Origin of the sequence: Dyella lutea (assembly GCF_024158035.1) — a bacterium.
Classification (GTDB): Bacteria; Pseudomonadota; Gammaproteobacteria; order Xanthomonadales; family Rhodanobacteraceae; genus Dyella_A; species Dyella_A lutea.
In genome coordinates this window covers 70552-88372 of record NZ_JAMZEK010000003.1, presented here as the reverse complement: position 1 = coordinate 88372, position 17821 = coordinate 70552, and the positions used below count along the sequence as shown (strand labels likewise).

Genomic DNA, 17821 nt, shown 5'->3' with positions numbered 1-17821 from the left:
GGCGCTGCTAAGATGGGGCAGTTCCGCGCCGTACCGAGACCGCCATGCTTGCCCAGGAATTTCCCGGCTGTCGCCAGCTGATCGATGCCATCGATGAAGCCGTCAGCCAACCGTCCACCCAGGCCATCACCGATTCGCTGCGGCACAGCCTCTGCCGGCTGATCCGCGCCCGCGAAGTGCAGCTCCCCGATTGCGTTTACGAGACGGCCGAGGGGCGCTATGCCCGTCGCGAGCTCTACTGCAGCGAGGAACACGGCTATTGCGTGGTCGCGATGACCTGGGGCCCGGGTCAGGGCACGCCGATCCACGACCACTGCGGCATGTGGTGCGTCGAAGGCGTCTGGAGCGGTGAGCTGGAAGTCACCCAGTACGAGCGCCTGGCCGACGACCAGGGCCAATGCCGGTTCCAGCCGGTCGGCTCGATCCAGGCCGGGCCCGGCTCCGCCGGCAGCCTGATCCCGCCGCACGAGTACCACACCATCCGCAATCCCAGCGAGGACGTGGTCGCGGTCAGCCTGCACATCTACTCGGGCCAGATGACCCATTGCGCGGTCTTCCAGCCCGCCGCCGAGGCGCAGTGTTACGAGCGCCACGACCGTCAGCTGGGACTCGACCCCCTGCACTGAAGCCGGCATAATCGCGTCCTTGTCTTAAGCCGGTGTGGCGGAATGGTAGACGCGGCGGACTCAAAATCCGCTGGCAGCGATGTCGTGTAGGTTCGAGTCCTATCACCGGTACCAGACATGAAAAACCCCGCCTCGGCGGGGTTTTCCTTTTTGCGCGTCCGTCATCGACGGCCGGCTCAGCCGAACAGCGGCTCCTCGTCTTCCACGTCGTGCCAGCTGCCATCGCATTCCTGCACCTGCACCGGCGGGTGCGATACGCCCCAGGCGCGCGCGAGCTTGGCGCGCATGGCCATCGCGGCCCGCACGGCATCGGCACGGCTGCCAAAGGTTCCGACGCGCGCGACCTCGCCGCGCACGATCCAGGGGGTATCGTCGGTGTAGGGGACAAACAGGCGGACCGGTTGCGGTTCCATGGCGTGCTCCTCGACGTGAGGTGGAGGTGGCCAAGGGCCCGGGGCCTCCCAACGCGCCAGAGGCATCCCGAAATAAGCACTAACGGAGCGTTTGCCGCAGGGCGTTGCCGAGAGCTGCAGCGCCGCAGTGGTCAAGATAGCGCGATCACCCGGGGGGTGCGCAAGAATCCGTCGATGGCAGTCAGGACCCGCTCAGAGTTCCCGGGCCACCCGAAACCCGACCCGGGCACTGCGCACGCCGGCATCGACGCCCTGCCGGTAGGCCGAACGGTCCTGATCCGGCGCGCTGCCCCAGGAGCCGCCGCGGACCACGTGGGCGCTGCAGCCAGGATTGATCCAGGCGCTGCCGTCGCGGGGCGCACGCAGGTAACTGTCGTGCCAGCAATCGGCGACCCACTCGGACACGTTGCCGTTGATGTCATACAGGCCGAAAGGATTCGGCAGGAAGCTCATCACCGGCGCCGGGCCCCAGTAACCATCGCGATAACCGCGGAACGCATTGCTCCAGCGCCGGCCGTTGCGCGATCGGTCCAGCGCTCCGGTGAGGTTTTCCACCCGCTTGTCGGGCGTGCCGTCGCCCCACCAGTAACGGGTGGTGGTGCCGCCGCGCAGTGCGTACTCGAACTCGGCTTCGCTGGGCAGGCGGTAGGACTTGCCGGTGTGCTTGGCCAGCCAGCCCACGTACGCCTTGGCATCGTTCCAGGAGACGTTGACCACCGGCATGTCGTCGGCGGCGGGATGCCCGGCGTAATCGTCCTCCCAGGTTGCCTGGGGATCGTCGCGCACCACGCCGCCCCGCTCGTCGTAAATGCTGGAGCCGCCCTTGGTCACCGAATCCGGCTGGTAGCCGCTGGCACGGACGAATTCACGAAACTGCCCCACCGTCACCTCGGTCCGCCCGATCGCCACGCCGCTGGCAATGGTCACTTTGTGCTGCGGTGTCTCGGTATCGCTGTGCCCCGGCTCGGCATCGGCGGCGCCCATCATGAAGCTGCCGGTGGGAATCACCACCATCGACGGCGCCTTGCCCGGCAGATCGACATAGCTGTCGGTGAAGACCTGACCCGGCCGATAGTTGGCGTACAGGCGCGCGTTGACCAGCCGCTCGTGGAATTCGTCCAGCCCGGCCAGGTCCGGTTTCACCGCGGCTGCCTGTGCGGCGAACTTCTGCGCCAGCGCGAGGTTGCCCGCGTCAAGCGCGGTGCGGGCCTGGGCCAGCAGGCCGCTGGCGCGCTGGTCGCGCATGCCGGCCACACGCGCAGTCGCGTCCCGCATGGCCGGGGAATCCGGCTGAATGGCCTGGGCCTCGCCGAGCGCCTTGTCCGCCGCGTCGAAGTCGTTCTGCGCCACCGCCGCCAGTGCCCGGTCGAGCACCGCGCGCTGCACCTGCAGCAGCCCCTGCTGCGCCACCGCGTTCTGCGGATCGATGGCCAATACCTGCCGATAGCCGGCCAGCGCGTTGTCCTCGCCCGGGCCATCGACCTTGCCCGCACCAAGCAGCGCGGCGGCCTTGGCCAGCATCGGGCGCACCTTCAACAGGGTGCCGAGGCTGGTATCGAGTGCCTTCACGTCGGCCTCGCTGCCCGGAAGCGTGCGCAGCGACTCGATCAGGTCGCCGGCCGCGTCGGCGTCGCCCAGTGCGATGTCCTGGCCGATGGCCGCCACCAGCCGTGCACGCGCCTCGTCGAGCCCCTGCAGGGCGCGGTGGCTGTCCGGAGTGATCTTGAGCGCTTGCTGGTAGAGCGAAGCGGCACTGTCGGGTGCGCCCGCCACCTGCCCGGCATGCAGGGCCTTGTCCGCGCGATCCAGCAGTGCCACCACTTCCGGCGGGTCCTCCCCCCTCTGCGCGGGCAAGGCGGCATCGGCGCGATGCGTCCGCGCGGCGATCACCGCGGCCGGTGCCAGCGTCAGCGGCGGGCCGGCATCGATCTCACCGCGGTCCACCACCATCGGTGCGCTGGCCGTTCGCGCCGGCTGCGCCACGCCGAGCGACATCGAACGGCGCGGCACCACGTCCTCGGGATTGACATGGAATACCCTCGGAAAGAAGTGGTAAGTCAGCGCAAAGCCCAGCACGACCACGCCGAGCGCGCCACCAAGCGCTCGCTGTCGGTCGATGTTCGGTCCTTTGGGCATCTTGGGGCGTCCTCGTGGGGGCTGCTATCGTGCCATGCCGACCGCAGGCAATCGACCTTCCTGCGCTCCCCTGCGCGGCCTCCAGGAGCCGCCGTTCACGACCCGAGGATCCCTCCGCATGCCGTTGCCCGCCCTGCCCTCCGACGCTGTCTGGATCGATCGGCGCGACGCGCTCGACCGATGGCTCGCCGACCTGCCCGTCGACGCGCGGGTGGGACTGGATACGGAGTTCATGCGGCGCAACACCTTCCACCCGCAGCTGGCGCTGCTGCAACTGGGCTGGAATGGCCGCTACGCACTGGTCGATCCGCTGGCGTTCGATATCGGCGATGCGCTCAAGCCGCGGCTGCATGCCAGCGAGTCCGTCACTGTCATGCACAGCGCCGGCGAGGACCTGGAGACCCTGGCCCCGTTCGTGCCGGGTGGACCACGCGCGCTGTTCGACACCCAGATCGCCGCCGCCTTCGTGGGCATGGGCCTGGGGATCAGCTATCGCGCTCTGGTGGCCGAGTTGTGCCAGGTGGAGCTGGACAAGGGCGAGACACGTTCGGACTGGATGCAGCGACCGCTGACCGACTCGCAGCGGCTCTACGCGGCGCTTGACGTGGTCTACCTGGAGAGCATCCACGACCAGTTGGCCAGCCGCCTCGAACAGCGCGGCCGCGCGAACTGGCATGCGGAAGACTGCGAACGCCTGAAGCATCGCGCTGCCGCCGCCGAGGGCGACCCGCAGCCCCAGCGCGGCATGCGCGGTGCCGCCGATTGGCCGCGCGCGAAGCAGGCTCTTCTGCGCCGCCTGCTGCGCTGGCGCGATCGCACCGCGCGCGCACTGGACAAGCCCCGTCCGTGGCTGCTCGAAGATGCCCTGGCGATGAGTCTGGTGCTGCAGCCGCCATCCACCCAGGCCGAGCTGGACCAGCGCAGCCGCGGCCAGCGTGCACTGCGCAGCCCGCAACGCGGGGAACTGTTCGATCTGCTGCGCGATCCCGTCGACGAGGCGGAGATCGCGGCCACCGCACCGGTGGCTCATCCGCTTCAGGGCGAGGCGAAGAAGGCCCTCGGCGCAATGAAGGATTGCGTCGATGCCCTCGCCACCGAACTCGATCTGCCCAGCGGCCTGCTGTGTCCCCGCAAGGTGCTGGAGGAATACGTGAGCTCCGGCGAGTGGCCGGATTTCCTCGACGGCTGGCGCGGCGAACTGCTGGGCGGCCCACTGCCGGCCCTGCTTCCCGGTTGAGACCGCCGCGGCGCGACTCAGGCCTGGCGAAGCTTTGAGGCGTGGTCGTCGAGGTCGCCGGCAAGCAGCGAAGCCGACTGCAGCAGCCCCACGGTGACCCGATGGCCATGGGGTGTCGGGCGTTCGCGTACGGCTCCCTCGAACAGGGCGGCCTGGTCCTCGATCGCCCGGCGACCGAGCCCGCTGGCGCGAAGCTGCAGCCGGGGCACCAGCCGCCCCCAGTCGACCCGGGCGGCGCGCTCGGGGTCGCATTGGATATCGATCACCGCAACCGTCCAGGATCGCCGCTGCTCGCCACAGCGCAGGCGGATCCGCACGGCAGCCACGTCCCGTCGCGAACAGGCGTCGGCCAGGGCTTCCAGCACGATGCGATAGAGCGCGAGACTGGTCCCGTGTCGCAGCAGGCTGACCGGGCCGCGCAGGTCCCAGGCATAGTCCACTCCCGCATCCTGCAGCAGCCGGGCAAGCCCCTCCTTGCCCAGTACACCCGGCAGTCCCGACCGCGCCAGCATGGACGGGTGCAGCGGATCGACCGTCGACTCCGGCAGCGCTGCCGGCAGGCTGTCCCGCAACGCGCTCCGCTGCAGGGCCCGAACGTCAGCGGCGCCACCGGCCCGCCCCAGCATCTGGTGCAGCACACCCTGGAACGACTCCCGGAACTCCTCCAGCGCACGGGCCATGACGCGCAGCTCCGCCTCGTCCTCGACGATCTGCCGCTGGGTCTGGTTCAACACCGCACGCATCTGCGACTGCTCGCGCTCGGCGCGCCCATTCAGGTAGGTGATGCGTGCACCGATCACCAGCATGGCGGCCATCGCGACGGCCATCATCGCCTCCGCATGCAGGGTGGTCGCGTCGTCGTGCACCGGCATCAGGGTCATGACCCCGCCCGTCGCCAGCATCCCCCCGATCGCGGCGCCCCGCCAACCGTGCCGCATGGCCAGGATCACCAGCGGTACGAACATGGCCAGCTGGATGACGTCGCGCATCTCGCCATGGCGTCCTCCCAGCCAGCACAGGGCACCGATGAACGGCACCACGGCAAAGCCCGATTCGATGGCCAGCCGGCTCTCGGTGCACTGGCGCATCCAGCTGAGCCAGCGCCAGCCGGTCGCCGCCAGGCCCTGCTGCCACACCAGCAGCACGGGTGTCACCGTGAGGACGCCCAGAAGGTTGCCGAGCACCAGCCGCGGAAGGGTCTCGTCGTAGTGCAGCGAGCTGCCCGTCGGCAGCGGCACCACCTGCAACTGGCCGATCGCGATCAGTGTGGCGATGCCGGACACGGCCACCGCGCAGACCATCAGCGTCGGCATGTGGGTGGAACCGCGGGCCGGGTCGAGCCCCCAGTGCTCGCGGAACATCAGCACCAGCGGGGCGTACCAGGCGATGGGAGGGATCAGGTTGACCAACGCCCACAGCGTGCCGAGCTGCGCGTAGGAAGTGAGGCTGAGATAACCCAGCCATGCCACGTCGCCGGCGAACAGCGCCGGCCAGTAGCGGTAGTCCACCAGCAGCAGGGCCCCCAGGTGCAAGCCGGTCAGCACGATCCAGTGCGACATGGACAGGTGGTCGAGCAGTGCCACCGATGCGCAATAGACCACCGCCACGCCGACCTGGCGCGACAGGGCACTGCTTCGCACGATGGGCTTCAGGCGCTCCACGAGCGCTGCAACCGACGCCAGTCCATATCCGAGACTACCTTGGGCACCCGCTGGCCTCGCCGACCCTGCGGGTCGACCGGAGTGATTCCACCCTGGGGGTACCAAGGAAATGCGCGTTTCCGCCAGCCGGAAACACCAGCGCCATTGCGGCATGCCGCATGGCTCGATCGCTCCCCCGTCTCTGGCCGATGGTATCGCTTCGCGCGAAGCGCGGGCAACGTCGGATGCCCCCGGCCGCCTGCCCGCCGGCGCGCCCCGGGTATTGGCGAGCCGCCCGGCCGCTGCTAGCATGCTCAGCTCACGTGGGGCGGTAGCTCAGCTGGGAGAGCGTCGCGTTCGCAATGCGAAGGTCGGGAGTTCGATCCTCCTCCGCTCCACCACGATTCACGAAGGCCGGGACGCAAGCGTCCCGGCCTTCGCTTTTTCAGGCGCCAGGGATGCCCTGGCGAAGCTCAGAACACCGAGCGCAGGAACGCATCCACCTGGGTGGTGTAGTCCGATGGTGCGCCCAGATCCTTGTTGATCTCGCTGTGCGAGAGATCCTCTTCCAGCACCTCGCCACGCCCGCCGAGCGAGCGGACCTGGCCGACGAAGGCGTGCGCCTGCGGGCAGGAGTCCTGGCGGCGACTCGAGCACACCGCCAGGAACGGCGCCGGCGCGGCATGCATCTGCTGCAGCGGCGAGGCGGCGAGCCAGTCGGCCGGGTTGCTGCCGAAGGCCTCGTCGTAGAGGCGGAAATGGCGGCCGTTCATGGTCTGCACCACGTCGAGGCTGGCGCTGTCGAGCGAGACGGTGCCGCGCCAAGGGCGGGCGCCCTGCTCCCGGGCCAGCTGCGGCTCCGCCGTCAGCAGGCTGACCATGTGCGCACCGGCGGAATGCCCCATCAGCACGAAGCGGTCCGGATCGCCGCCCCAGTCCGACACGCGTCGCTGCGCCACTGCAAGCGCCCGGGCCACATCCTGCGCCTGCTCCAGTGGGTGCGTGTCCGGCAACATCCGGTAGTTGGTGGAAATCACCACTACGCCGCGCGGCACCCAGTAGGCCACCTTGTTGGCCACCACGTTCGACATGGCCTTGTCGCCGCGCCGCCAGCCGCCTCCATGCACCATGAAGATGACCGGTGCGTCGTGTGCCTGGGCCGGCGCATAGACATCGAAGCGCTGGTTCGGATTGCTACCGTAGGCGATGTCGCGGATCACCCGAGTACCGGCCGGCAGCGGCGCGGCGGGGGTGGCGTCGGCCTGGCGCTCGCGCCAGCGCTCGAGCAGCCCGCCGCGCATCTGCGCACACGCGCTACCGGCCATCGTCAGCACGCATACCCCCAGCCACAAAATGACGATCCTGCGGTTCATCACGGTCTCCCCAGTGCCACTCGCAATGCGCCGCCGAGGCTGCCGGCGGCGCGCATGTCGGACATCAGCCTCAGCCACGGCAGGAACACCAGCTTGAGCGGGTTCTGCGTGCCCAGCGGGTGAGCCAGGCCGTAGCGTACGGGTTCATCGGCGCGTTCGGTGCGCAGCGTGCCGAACAGGCGGTCGAACACGATCAGCACGCCGCCGTAGTTGCAGTCCAGGTAGGCCGCGTTCGAGCCGTGGTGAACGCGATGGTGCGATGGCGTGTTCAGCACCCACTCCAGCGGCCCCAGCCGCCCCACCGCCTCGGTGTGCAGGAAGAACTGGTAGTGCAGATTGAAGGCCAGCAGGGCGAATACCATGCGCGGGTCGAAGCCGGCCAGCACCAGCGGCAGGTAACAGACCCAGCCGAACGACAGCAGGTTGGTCCAGCCCAGGCGGATCGACGAGAGCAGGGTCATCTCCTCCGGCGTGTGGTGCACCGCATGGGTGGTCCACAACCAGCGCACCTCGTGGCTGACCCGGTGGAACGCGTAGTACGCCAGTTCCACCGCGAAGAAAGCGACCAACCACGTGCGCCAGTCGCGCAGCGGCCAGTGCACCGGCGCCCAGCGCGCGGCCGAAGCGAACAGGCCGCCGAGCACCAGCGCCGGCAGCGCGCCGGACACCAGATGCCCTGCCCCGACCGCCAGGGACGCCAGCGCCCCCCGACTGTCGTAGCCGACACCGGCCGAGCGACGGCGCCAGAGCCACTCGGCCAGCACCAGTGCCACCATCACCAGCGCAAGCAGTGGCGAGCGGGCGGCGTGTCGCATCACGGCGCGCTCCGCTGTGCCGCGAGCGACTGCATGCGCTGGGCGATCTGCTTCATCTCGCTGGCATCCACCACACCGTCATGGTTGGCATCGGCCAGCGCGAACAGGTGATTGCCAGCGGCATCGAACTCCTCGCGGGTCACCCGGCCATCGCCGTTCGTGTCAGCGGCCTGTTGCAGTGCATGGATCTTCGCCAGCATCGCCGGATTGTTGCGCGCAAAGCGCGGCAGGTCGTCGTCGCTGAGCACGCCGTCGCCGTTGCGGTCGGCCCTGGCGAAGCGCGCGGCGCGAGCCGCCCGGAACTCGGCCAGGCTGACCTGGCCGTCGTGGTTGGTGTCCGCCTCGGCAAAGCGCTGGGCGGGATCGGGACGGCCCATCTGGGCCCGGGCGCCGGGCGCCGTGATGGCCAGCGTTCCCAGCACGAACAGGCAGATCAGGTTTCGCATGATCGGACTCCAGGTTGTCGCAGAGGTCAGTGGCCGCAGGCGATCACGTTGCCGGAGGCGTCGGTGCAACTGCCGCTGTGCGAGAAGCCCTGCCCCTTGGTGTAGGTGGTCTGGCCGTTGTAGCTGTCGCCCGCGGCGTTGGTCGCCGAGGTGGTGTGCTGGGTCACCCCATTGGCGGTGGTAGTGCCGGCGTCGTAGCTGCCGCGCGGACCGTTCGCGCTGGTCTGCGAGCTGCCGCTGACGCTGCCGTCGGCGCCGCGCGAATAGGCACCACTGGTGCTTACCGTACCGCCGGCGGCGGTAGTGCCCGAACCGCTGTGCCAGCGGCTGGCCGAGCCGTCGGCATTGCGCGTGTATCCGTTGCTGCCGGTGTAACTGCCGCCGTTGGCACCCTGGACGGCGCGACCTGCGCGGTGCTGCACGCTGCCGTCGGCGCCGGTGGCGGTATAGCCGCCGCGGACCACCGAACCGCGGGCACCGGAAGCCGCCGTGCCGCGCACGTGGGTGATGCCGCCCTGGCCGTTGGCGAAGGTGCCGCGGGCAAGGAAGCGGCCGGTGCGCTGGGCGTCGACCGGGGAGGCGAAGGCGGCTGCCGCCGCGCAGGCCAGCGCCAGGGAAGCGATGCGGAGGGAGGTGGACATGCTCATGACAGGCTCCAGTCGGGAAGAGGTCGACCGCGTTGCCGCTGCGGTGGGGCCACTCTCACGCCGACGCCGGTGCGCAGGTGTGTCCGAAATCCGTCGGATGTGAGCGGATGTTGCCGCCTCTCCGGCCCGAAACATTTGCTTGCAATTGACCTCGCCGGGCGCTTGTGGGGCCCCCGGGCGCACGACATAGTCGCCCCATGGACACCCCCCACATCCTCGTCGTCGACGACGACCTCCGCCTGCGCGACCTGCTCGAGCGCTACCTCGACCAGCAGGGTTTCCGCGTCCGCGGCGCCGCCCACGCCGCCGGCATGCGCCGCGAGCTGGCCGCGCACCACGTCGACCTGATCGTGCTCGACCTGATGCTCCCCGACGCCGATGGCCTGCAGCTGTGCCGTGAGCTGCGCGCCGAGGGCGTGCAGACACCGATCATCATGCTCACCGCGAAGGGCGACGACGTGGACCGCATCGTCGGCCTGGAGATCGGTGCGGACGACTACCTGGGCAAACCCTGCAACCCGCGCGAACTGGTCGCCCGCATCCGCGCCGTGCTGCGCCGGCAGCCGAAGGCCGTGGTGGGCGCGCCGCAGACCGAGCAGGCCAGCGTGCGCTTCGGCCGCTTCACCTTCGACCCGGCCACGCGCCAGCTGCTGGACGAGGACACGCCGCTCAAGCTCACCAGTGGCGAGTTTGCGGTGCTGGCCGCGCTGGTAGCCCATCCGTTCGAGACCCTGAGCCGCGAGCGGTTGATTGCGCTGGCCCGCGGCCGCGAGCACGACGCCTTCGACCGCAGCATCGACGTGATGATCTCGCGCCTGCGCCGCTGCATCGAGGAGGACCCGCGCCAGCCGCGCTGGCTGCAGACGGTATGGGGCGAAGGCTACGTGTTCGTACCGCAGGGAGACAGCGCATGAAGCGCGGACCGACCACCTTCTCGCTGGTGTTGGCGCTGCTGGTCGCCGCGCTGGTGCTGGCGCTCACCCTGGGTGGGTTCCTCTCCACCCGGGCCGGTCTGCGCGCCCTGGGCGACTCGTATGGACGGCTGGTGGTGGCCACCGCCACCTCGGTCGATGCGTTGGCCAGCCGTGACGACCCGGCCGCCCGGGCTACCCTCGCCAGACTGCAGCAGAGCGGCATCCGCATCACCACCGAACCGCCCCCACCGACCCTGCGGCGGGTGGTGCCGGTGGTGGAGGAAGTCGGCCACGTCGCCGGCGAGCTGCTCGGCGACCCGTCCCGCGTGGTGGTCGTGCAGCGGCCCGAAGCGCAGATCTGGGTGCGCAGCGAGAGCCTGCCCGGGCATTGGATCGTGATGCAGGCGGTGAGCTTCCGCCGCCAGGTCATCCGCTCGATGCTGCTGGTGATGCTGTTTGCCGGGCTGGTCGCAGCGGCCGTGGCGGCACTGGCCGCGCGCCTGCTGACGCGACCGCTGGAGCGCCTGGCCGCACACGCGCCGGCGCTGCTCGGCGGGCAGTCGATCCAGCAACACCTGCGCGGTAGCCCGCGCGAAGTGCGCGACCTCGCCGACGCCCTCGGCGCGGCCGGCGAAGAGCTGCGCCAGAGCGCCCGCGAGCGTGAGCTGATGCTGGCCGGCATCTCGCACGACCTGCGCACGCCACTGGCCCGCCTGCGGCTGGCGCTGGAACTGGGCGATGCGAACGACCCCGGCCGGCGCGACGCGATGGTCAACGACCTGGACGAGCTGGACAAGGCGCTGGCGCAGTGTCTGGCCTATGTCCGCGACGGCAGCGACGAGGCCGTGCGCGCGATCGACGTTCCCACCCTGCTCGGCCAGTTGATGGCGCTGCGCCACGCGCCGGACGACTGGCACTACGAGGGTCACGACGACACCGTCCTGCATGCACGGCCGAGCCTGCTTCGAAGGGCGCTGGGCAACCTGATGGACAACGCCGAACACTATGGCGCCGCACCGTTCCGCGTCCGCCTGCAACGCGCCGGAGACGAACTGTCGATCAGCGTGGAAGACCACGGCCCCGGTGTTCCGGAAGACCTGCTCGCACGGCTCGGACAGCCCTTCCTGCGCGGCAACGCCGCACGCACCGGGGCCTGCGGCACCGGCCTGGGCCTGAGCATCGTCAAGCGGGCGGCCGAGATCAGCGGCGGTCGCCTGCAACTGGCCAACCGCAGCGGCGGCGGCTTCAGCGCCACGCTGGTGCTGCCGCTGGCCGTCCGTGAACGGAGTTCGGCATGAATCTCGTGAGTCGCCTCATGCTCGGCCTTGGCCTCGTCGCCGGCGCATGCCCGCTGCTGGCGCACGACCGCACCGAAACCCTCTCCATCGACGGCCAGGCACGTCACTTCGTGGTCCACCTACCGCCGGGCGAGGACGGCACGCCACGCCCCCTGCTGCTGACCCTGCATGGCGGCGGTGGTCGAGCCGAAGGTATGGACCGGCTAACCTCGCTGGATGCCCAGGCCGACCGGGCCAGCGTGATCGTGGTCTATCCGCAGGGCCTGGACCGGCACTGGAACGACGGCCGCGCCACCATCAAGCGCAAGGTGGACGATGTGGCCTTCATCCGTGCCGTGCTGGACCGGGTCGAACACGAATGGCCGGTGGACCCGCAGCGGGTCGGCGTCACCGGCATCTCCAACGGCGGCATCTTCGCCGAGCGGCTGGGCTGCGACCTGGCCGACCGCTTCAGCCTGATCGCCCCGGTGGCCGGCACGCTGGCACGGGACTACCAGCCCGACTGCCACCCTGCCCGCCCGCTCGCCGTGCTGCAATTCGACGGCACGGACGATCCGATCGTGCCCTACGCTGGAGGCTCCGTGGCCGGTTTCGGCGGGCTCGGCGAAGGCGGCGTGGTGATGTCGGTGGATGACACCACCGCGTTCTGGGCCCGAGTCGACGGGTGCCGCACGAGCGGCCCGGAGCAGCCGCTGCCGTCGACCACCGACGACGGTACGCAGGTAAGCCGGAAGGACTGGATCGACTGCCGCTCCGGCGGCACCGTGGTGCGCTACCGCATCGACGGCGGTGGCCACACCTGGCCGGGTGGCTGGCAGTACCTGCCGAAGCATTTCATCGGTCTGACGACCCACCAGATCGACGCCAGCGCGATCGTGGTGGACTGGCTGGCCGCGCACCCGCGCCCTTGAGCACCACACAAAGAAAAAGCCGGCAGGGCAGGCCTCTGGTGCAGGGAATTTCCATGCAGTGCTCGAGACCGAATTCAGCTCGGCGAGCTTGTGCAATGTTCCCTCTGCGCCCGATCCAGCACCCGGCAGAGGATGCAACCCCAGCGACGGCTGGCGTCGTGCAGGGGCGAATCGGGCAATAATGCAGCCATGGACGCCAAGCAACGAGTCGCCTCGGCAAGGACCGCACATTTCAGCAATGCCGAAGGCATTCGAGGGCTGGCCTGCCTGATCGTTCTGTCGGGTCATGGCATCGCCATGTTCTTCCCGGCGGCAGGCCACTCACTCCTGGGTGTCGGGCGTTTCGGCGTCTGGCTCTTTTTCGTGCTGAGTGCCTTCCTTCTGACCAATCACCTTCTGCTCGACCGCATCACTGGGGCCAGGCTGATCGACTATGCAGTGGGCCGAGTGCTTCGGATCATGCCGCTGTATCTTCTGGCCATTGTCGTCTACTGGTGGCTGGGAACGACCGGCATCCATACGTGGCGTGATGTTTTCCGCGCAGCGACGCTGAGCGCCGGATATGCCCATCTGTGGACGATCCCGGTCGAGATGAAGTTCTACGTCTTGCTGGGGACGCTGATCGCGCCGATCGCCTGGATCCGGCAGCGGCTGGGCTTGGGGTTGGCCGTGGCTTTGGCGATCGGGATCGGCCTGCTGGCCATCCCGTTGTTCCCGCCATCGCTTGCCTACACCAGGATCACTAGCCTGGGCTGGTACGTGCCATGCTTCATGGCCGGTGTTGCGTTGTCACTGGCCTATCCGTCGTTGCCGCGCCCTCGTTCATGGATCGCTGCGTCCGTGAGTGCCGCGATCCTCGCCGGGATGGTGGCGATCACCAATTCGGTGCGCGTGCTCTACGGAGGCGACCCGAGCCCATACTGGCCTTTCGACAAATTCGTCTGGATCTCGGTCGCATGGACGGTCCTTGTCTCGCTGAATGTGGATCGGCGGGGCCTGATCAGCCGGTTCTGGCAGACTGCCCCGCTACGCCTGGTGGGACGCTGGAGCTACCCGATCTACCTGTTCCACTGGCTGGTGCTGATGAAGTTCGCACACGGGTACCCGGGAAGTGCGTCTGCACTGGCTATCGCAGTCACGATCACGATCGTTTTCGCTGCGGTCTGTCACAAGCTCGTCGAGAGGCCGACGATGAAGCTGCGACCGCGGATATCCCGCCTCCTGGAAAGGATGGCGATTCCTCAATCATTGCCTCAGCGGCAGGCCCAGTAGGAAAGAGCCCGGCGGACACCTTCAGGCGGGTCAGTTCCCTGGGCAAGCACTTGCGGCGGGAGGCCATGTCCCGCGCGCAGTGATGCATGGCCACGGCGAAGTTGCAGTCGGGTGACTTGGATCCCCGGAGCTCCGCCTCGCGCTCGAGCGCCCACGCAGAAGCCTCCTGCTTGGTGCGGAGAGACTTGGAACCGCGCCGCACCCTCGTAGATCTGGACCCGCCGCTTGGAACCGGATCGCTGGATGCTCGCCATGGGAAATAGCTTGTGGGGAATTTCGGCGGAGCGTACCCGGGCGACTGCGGGTAAATGCGGCAATTCCGCATCCTTGCCGATCCCGCCACGTGCTGCGTCACGGACGTTCGAGGGCAGATCAGGGCAGGCACCCGGAGAAAGGTGGGGTGGTGCCCTCGAGACGATTCGAACGTCCGACCTGCCCCTTAGGAGGGGGCCGCTCTATCCAACTGAGCTACGAGGGCAACGGCGGGATTTTGGCATGGATCGGCACTCCGGGGCGACGGGGCGGGGTCGGCCCGCAGGCATCGGCCTGCTAGACTTGCGGTTTTGACCGCTACGCCACATCTCGGTGGCGCAGTCAGCCATCGAAGGAGTCCGCATGTCCCACGAAATCCTCAAGGCGCTTGGCCTTTCCGCCGAGCTGTCCGGCACGTATCTCGGCCAGGGCGAATGGTCCACGACCTCCGATGCGGGCACGCTGCAGCCGGTGAACCCGGCGACCGGCGAGGTGATCGCCCGCGTGCACGCTTCCAGCCAGGCCGACTACGAAACCATCGTTTCCCGCGCCCAGGCCGCGTTCAAGGTGTGGCGCACCACCCCGGCGCCGCAGCGCGGCGAAGCCGTGCGCCTGTGCGGTGAGGCGCTGCGCAAGCACAAGGACGCGCTGGGTTCGCTGGTCGCGCTGGAGATGGGCAAGATCAAGCCCGAGGGCGACGGCGAAGTGCAGGAGATGATCGACATCGCCGATTTCGCGGTGGGCCAGAGCCGCATGCTCTACGGCTACACCATGCATTCGGAGCGCCCCGGCCACCGCATGTACGAGCAGTACCAGCCGCTGGGCCTGGTCGGCATCATCTCGGCATTCAACTTCCCGGTCGCGGTGTGGGCGTGGAACGCCATGCTGGCCGCCATTGCCGGCGACATCTGCATCTGGAAGCCCTCGCCGAAGGTGCCGCTGTCGGCGATCGCCACGATGAAGATCTGCAACGAGGCGCTGAAGGACGCGGGCTATCCCGACCTGTTCTTCCTGTTCAACGATGGCGGCACCGAGCTGGCGCAGAAGTTCGTCGACGACAAGCGCATCCCGCTGATCAGCTTCACCGGCTCGACCAAGGTCGGCCGCATGGTCGGCGAGCGCGTGGCGCACCGCATGGGTCGCTCGCTGCTCGAGCTGGGCGGCAACAACGCGATCATCCTGGACCAGAGCGCCGACCTGAAGCTGGCGATCCCGGGCATCGTGTTCGGCGCCGTCGGCACCGCCGGCCAGCGCTGCACCACCACCCGCCGCCTGTTCGTGCACACCTCGATCTACGACACCGTGCTGGAGACCCTGGTCAAGGCGTACAAGCAGGTCGAGGGCAAGATCGGCGATCCGACCCTGTCGACCACCCTGATGGGCCCGCTGAACAGCCCGGAGAGCGTGCAGGCCTACCTGGCGGCCGTCGAGAGGGCCAAGGCCTCGGGCGGCACCATCGCCACCGGCGGCGCCGCGCTGACCGACCGCAAGGGCAACTTCGTGCTGCCGACCATCGTCACCGGGCTGAAGAACTCCGACGAAGTGGTGCAGTCGGAAACCTTCGCGCCGATCCTCTACGTGATGCCGTTCGACAGCATCGACGAGGCGATCGAGATGCAGAACGACGTGCCGCAGGGCCTGTCCTCGGCGATCTTCACGCAGAACCTGAAGGTGGCCGAGCAGTTCCTGTCGGCGGCCGGCAGCGACTGCGGCATCGCCAACGTCAACATCGGCACCTCCGGTGCGGAGATCGGCGGCGCCTTCGGTGGCGAGAAGGAAACCGGCGGCGGTCGCGAGTCCGGTTCGGACGCGTGGAAGGTCTACATGCGCCGCCAGACCAACACCATCAACTACTCCGACGCGCTGCCGCTGGCCCAGGGCATCAAGTTCCACGTGTAAGCCGTCGGTTCGGCACGCACGGGCCCCGGCCCGCGCGTGTCTCCGGGCGGGAGGCCACATGGCTTTCCCGCCCGCCTTCCAAGGGGATTTCCGAGATGAGCACGACGTCCGCCCCCCGCTCCACCTGTACGCTGGCCGTGGTCAGCCTGTGCTTCGGCATCGCGGCCTGGACCGTGCTGCCCTTCATCGGCGCCATCGTCGCCGTGATCTGCGGTCACATGGCGCGCCGCGATATCCGCCAGACGATTTCCGAGCCGCTCGACGGCGACGGCATGGCCGTGACCGGCCTGGTGCTGGGCTATGCGCAGCTTGCCCTGTCCCTGCTTACCGCTATCGCCCTGCTGGTGTTCGGCTCGGTGCTGCTTGGCTTCCTGGTGCACGCCTGGTCATGAATGTATCGCCGCCCGATGCCCCGTTCCACCTGGAGGGCTACCGCGTCGTGGTGGCCGGCGGCAGCCGCGGCATCGGGCGCGCAATAGCGCTGGCCTTCGCGCGATCCGGTGCGGCCGTGTCGGTGTGTGCGCGCGGCGAAGCGGCGCTGGCGGAGGTCCGCGGCACGATCCACGCCGAGGGTGGCAAGGCGCACGTGCAGTCCTGCGACCTCGCCGACCCGCAGGCGATCTCGCGTTACATCGACGCGGCAGCCGAAGCACTGGGCGGCATCGACGTGCTGGTGAACAACGCCACCGGCTACGGTTTCGCCGAGGACGACGAGGGCTGGACCGCCAACTTCCAGATCGACCTGATGGCCGCCGTGCGCGCCTCGCGCTGCGCCCTGCCTCATCTCAGGCGCAGCGGTCGCGCCAGCATCCTGCACACCAGCTCGATCGCCGCGCTGCGGCCACGTGCCGGTGGTGCGCCCTATGCCGCGATCAAGGCCGCGCTCAGCCACTACACCGGCTCCCAGGCACTGGCGCTCGCGCTGGACCGCATCCGCGTGAACGCCATTGCCCCCGGCTCGATCAGCTTCCCCGATGGCCTGTGGGAACGCCGGCGCGTGGAGGAGCCCGCGCTGCATGCGGCGACGCTGGCGAAGATCCCGTTCGGTCGTTTCGGCACACCCGAGGACGTGGCCCATGTCGCCCTGTTCCTCGCCTCCCCCTGGGCTGGATGGATCACCGGTCAGACTCTCGCCGTGGACGGCGGCCAGATGCTCAACGGCTGAATCCCATGTCCGACCTGCGCAGCACCGAGCGCTTCAGCGACCGCGTCGCCGACTACGTGCGCTATCGCCCCGACTATCCGGTCGCGCTGGTCGACTGGTTGCGTCGCGAACACGGCGTGGACGCGTCCTGGGACGTGGCCGATATCGGCGCAGGCACCGGCATTTCGGCAAGGCTGTTCCTCGATGCAGGCCACCACGTCACCGCGGTGGAACCGAACGCGCCAATGCGCATGGCAGCCGAGCGTTGGCTGGGCGACAACCCGCGCTTCAACGCCGTGGATGGCCGTGCCGACGCCACCGGCCTGCCCGATGGCAGCGTCGCGCTGGTCGTGGTGGCGCAGGCCTTCCACTGGTTCGACGAAGCGGCGGCCCGTCGCGAGTTCGCGCGCATCCTGCGCCCAGGCGGCCTGGCGGCGATCGTGTGGAACTCGCGTCGCCTCACCGGCACGCCGTTCCTGGAAGGCTACGAGGCGCTGCTCCAGCATTACGGCACCGACTACACCAGCGTGGCCGAGCGCTACGCCGACGAATCGCGCATGCGCGCGTGGTTCGGCAGCGGCTTCCGCAGCGCGGGGCGCTTCGACCACGGCCAGAAGCTGGATTTCGACGCGCTCGAGGGCCGCCTGATGTCCTCCTCCTACGCGCCGCAGGCGGGCCATCGTCAGCACGCACCGATGCTTGATGCCCTGCGTAAGCTGTTCGACGCCACCGCGGTCGACGGCCGCATTGACTTCACCTACGACACCCGCGTCTACGTGGGCACCCTGAGCTGACCGC

The 17821-nt window shown here is 69.0% G+C and carries 17 protein-coding genes and 3 tRNA genes; 12 read left to right on the top strand and 8 right to left on the bottom strand.

The window, feature by feature from the left end:
- The first annotated feature begins 44 nt into the window (after window positions 1-44).
- Both NC595_RS12540 and NC595_RS12535 read left to right on the top strand, forming a co-directional pair.
- Window positions 45-626 carry a cysteine dioxygenase family protein gene (locus tag NC595_RS12540; RefSeq protein ID WP_253566969.1) on the top strand — a complete coding sequence of 194 codons (582 nt, stop codon included), beginning with the start codon at window positions 45-47 and terminating at the stop codon, window positions 624-626.
- A 28-nt stretch (window positions 627-654) separates the two neighbouring features.
- A tRNA-Leu gene (locus NC595_RS12535) sits at window positions 655-740 on the top strand.
- Window positions 741-802: 62 nt separating this feature from the next.
- Here NC595_RS12535 and NC595_RS12530 read toward each other — a convergent pair.
- Together NC595_RS12530 and NC595_RS12525 are read right to left on the bottom strand one after the other, a co-directional pair.
- Window positions 803-1039 (bottom strand): hypothetical protein, encoded by a 237-nt coding sequence (locus NC595_RS12530; protein ID WP_063670518.1) that lies wholly within the window; start codon window positions 1037-1039, stop codon window positions 803-805.
- Between the two features lie 192 nt (window positions 1040-1231).
- The gene (locus NC595_RS12525) at window positions 1232-3175 is read right to left on the bottom strand and encodes a formylglycine-generating enzyme family protein (RefSeq protein ID WP_253566967.1); all 1944 of its coding nucleotides are present in this window, start codon (window positions 3173-3175) and stop codon (window positions 1232-1234) included.
- Window positions 3176-3293: 118 nt separating this feature from the next.
- On the opposite strand from NC595_RS12525, the gene NC595_RS12520 reads away from it, so the two are divergent.
- Window positions 3294-4412, top strand: a complete 1119-nt coding sequence (locus NC595_RS12520; protein WP_253566960.1) for a ribonuclease D — start codon at window positions 3294-3296, stop codon at window positions 4410-4412.
- A 17-nt stretch (window positions 4413-4429) separates the two neighbouring features.
- Here NC595_RS12520 and NC595_RS12515 read toward each other — a convergent pair whose 3' ends face one another.
- Window positions 4430-6052 (bottom strand): MASE1 domain-containing protein, encoded by a 1623-nt coding sequence (locus tag NC595_RS12515; protein WP_253566958.1) that lies wholly within the window; start codon window positions 6050-6052, stop codon window positions 4430-4432.
- Between the two features lie 325 nt (window positions 6053-6377).
- Here NC595_RS12515 and NC595_RS12510 point away from each other — a divergent pair.
- Window positions 6378-6453, top strand: a tRNA-Ala gene (locus NC595_RS12510).
- 72 nt (window positions 6454-6525) lie between these two features.
- Here NC595_RS12510 and NC595_RS12505 read toward each other — a convergent pair.
- From NC595_RS12505 to NC595_RS12490, 4 genes are read right to left on the bottom strand one after another with little or no spacing between them, the layout of a single operon-like run.
- A complete protein-coding gene (locus NC595_RS12505; protein WP_253566957.1) occupies window positions 6526-7425 on the bottom strand; it encodes an alpha/beta hydrolase in 900 nt (299 codons plus the stop codon).
- Entirely contained in the window at window positions 7425-8240 is an 816-nt protein-coding gene (locus tag NC595_RS12500) for a sterol desaturase family protein (protein WP_253568312.1), read from the bottom strand. The genes NC595_RS12505 and NC595_RS12500 overlap by 1 nt, the downstream gene beginning before the upstream one ends.
- Window positions 8240-8686, bottom strand: coding sequence for an EF-hand domain-containing protein (locus NC595_RS12495; RefSeq protein ID WP_253566956.1), 447 nt, complete (start codon window positions 8684-8686; stop codon window positions 8240-8242). Before NC595_RS12495 ends, NC595_RS12500 begins: the two co-directional genes overlap by 1 nt.
- 26 nt (window positions 8687-8712) lie before the next feature.
- Window positions 8713-9327, bottom strand: coding sequence for a hypothetical protein (locus tag NC595_RS12490; protein ID WP_253566955.1), 615 nt, complete (start codon window positions 9325-9327; stop codon window positions 8713-8715).
- Between the two features lie 203 nt (window positions 9328-9530).
- Here NC595_RS12490 and ompR point away from each other — a divergent pair, with 203 nt between their 5' ends.
- The 4 genes from ompR (at window position 9531) to NC595_RS12470 (ending at window position 13728) form a co-directional block, all read left to right on the top strand.
- Window positions 9531-10247, top strand: a complete 717-nt coding sequence (ompR, locus tag NC595_RS12485; RefSeq protein WP_253566954.1) for an osmolarity response regulator transcription factor OmpR — start codon at window positions 9531-9533, stop codon at window positions 10245-10247.
- A complete protein-coding gene (locus NC595_RS12480) occupies window positions 10244-11545 on the top strand; it encodes an ATP-binding protein (RefSeq protein WP_253566944.1) in 1302 nt (433 codons plus the stop codon). The genes ompR and NC595_RS12480 overlap by 4 nt, the downstream gene beginning before the upstream one ends.
- The gene (locus tag NC595_RS12475; RefSeq protein WP_253566942.1) at window positions 11542-12456 is read left to right on the top strand and encodes an extracellular catalytic domain type 1 short-chain-length polyhydroxyalkanoate depolymerase; all 915 of its coding nucleotides are present in this window, start codon (window positions 11542-11544) and stop codon (window positions 12454-12456) included. The genes NC595_RS12480 and NC595_RS12475 overlap by 4 nt, the downstream gene beginning before the upstream one ends.
- Before the next feature lie 189 nt (window positions 12457-12645).
- Window positions 12646-13728: an acyltransferase family protein gene (locus tag NC595_RS12470; RefSeq protein WP_253566940.1), complete on the top strand. Its 1083-nt coding sequence runs from the start codon at window positions 12646-12648 to the stop codon at window positions 13726-13728.
- A gap of 401 nt (window positions 13729-14129) precedes the next feature.
- Here the strand turns inward: NC595_RS12470 and NC595_RS12465 are convergent.
- A tRNA-Arg gene (locus NC595_RS12465) sits at window positions 14130-14206 on the bottom strand.
- A gap of 137 nt (window positions 14207-14343) precedes the next feature.
- Between NC595_RS12465 and amaB the strand changes: the two genes are divergently transcribed.
- From amaB to NC595_RS12445, 4 genes are all read left to right on the top strand, one after another.
- The gene (amaB, locus tag NC595_RS12460; protein WP_253566938.1) at window positions 14344-15879 is read left to right on the top strand and encodes an L-piperidine-6-carboxylate dehydrogenase; all 1536 of its coding nucleotides are present in this window, start codon (window positions 14344-14346) and stop codon (window positions 15877-15879) included.
- A 95-nt stretch (window positions 15880-15974) separates the two neighbouring features.
- Entirely contained in the window at window positions 15975-16271 is a 297-nt protein-coding gene (locus NC595_RS12455) for a DUF4190 domain-containing protein (protein ID WP_253566936.1), read from the top strand.
- Window positions 16268-17044, top strand: coding sequence for an SDR family NAD(P)-dependent oxidoreductase (locus tag NC595_RS12450; RefSeq protein ID WP_253566934.1), 777 nt, complete (start codon window positions 16268-16270; stop codon window positions 17042-17044). Before NC595_RS12455 ends, NC595_RS12450 begins: the two co-directional genes overlap by 4 nt.
- A 5-nt stretch (window positions 17045-17049) precedes the next feature.
- Complete coding sequence (locus NC595_RS12445; RefSeq protein WP_253566932.1) at window positions 17050-17817, top strand: class I SAM-dependent methyltransferase; 768 nt, start codon at window positions 17050-17052, stop codon at window positions 17815-17817.
- The last annotated feature ends 4 nt before the right edge of the window (window positions 17818-17821 follow it).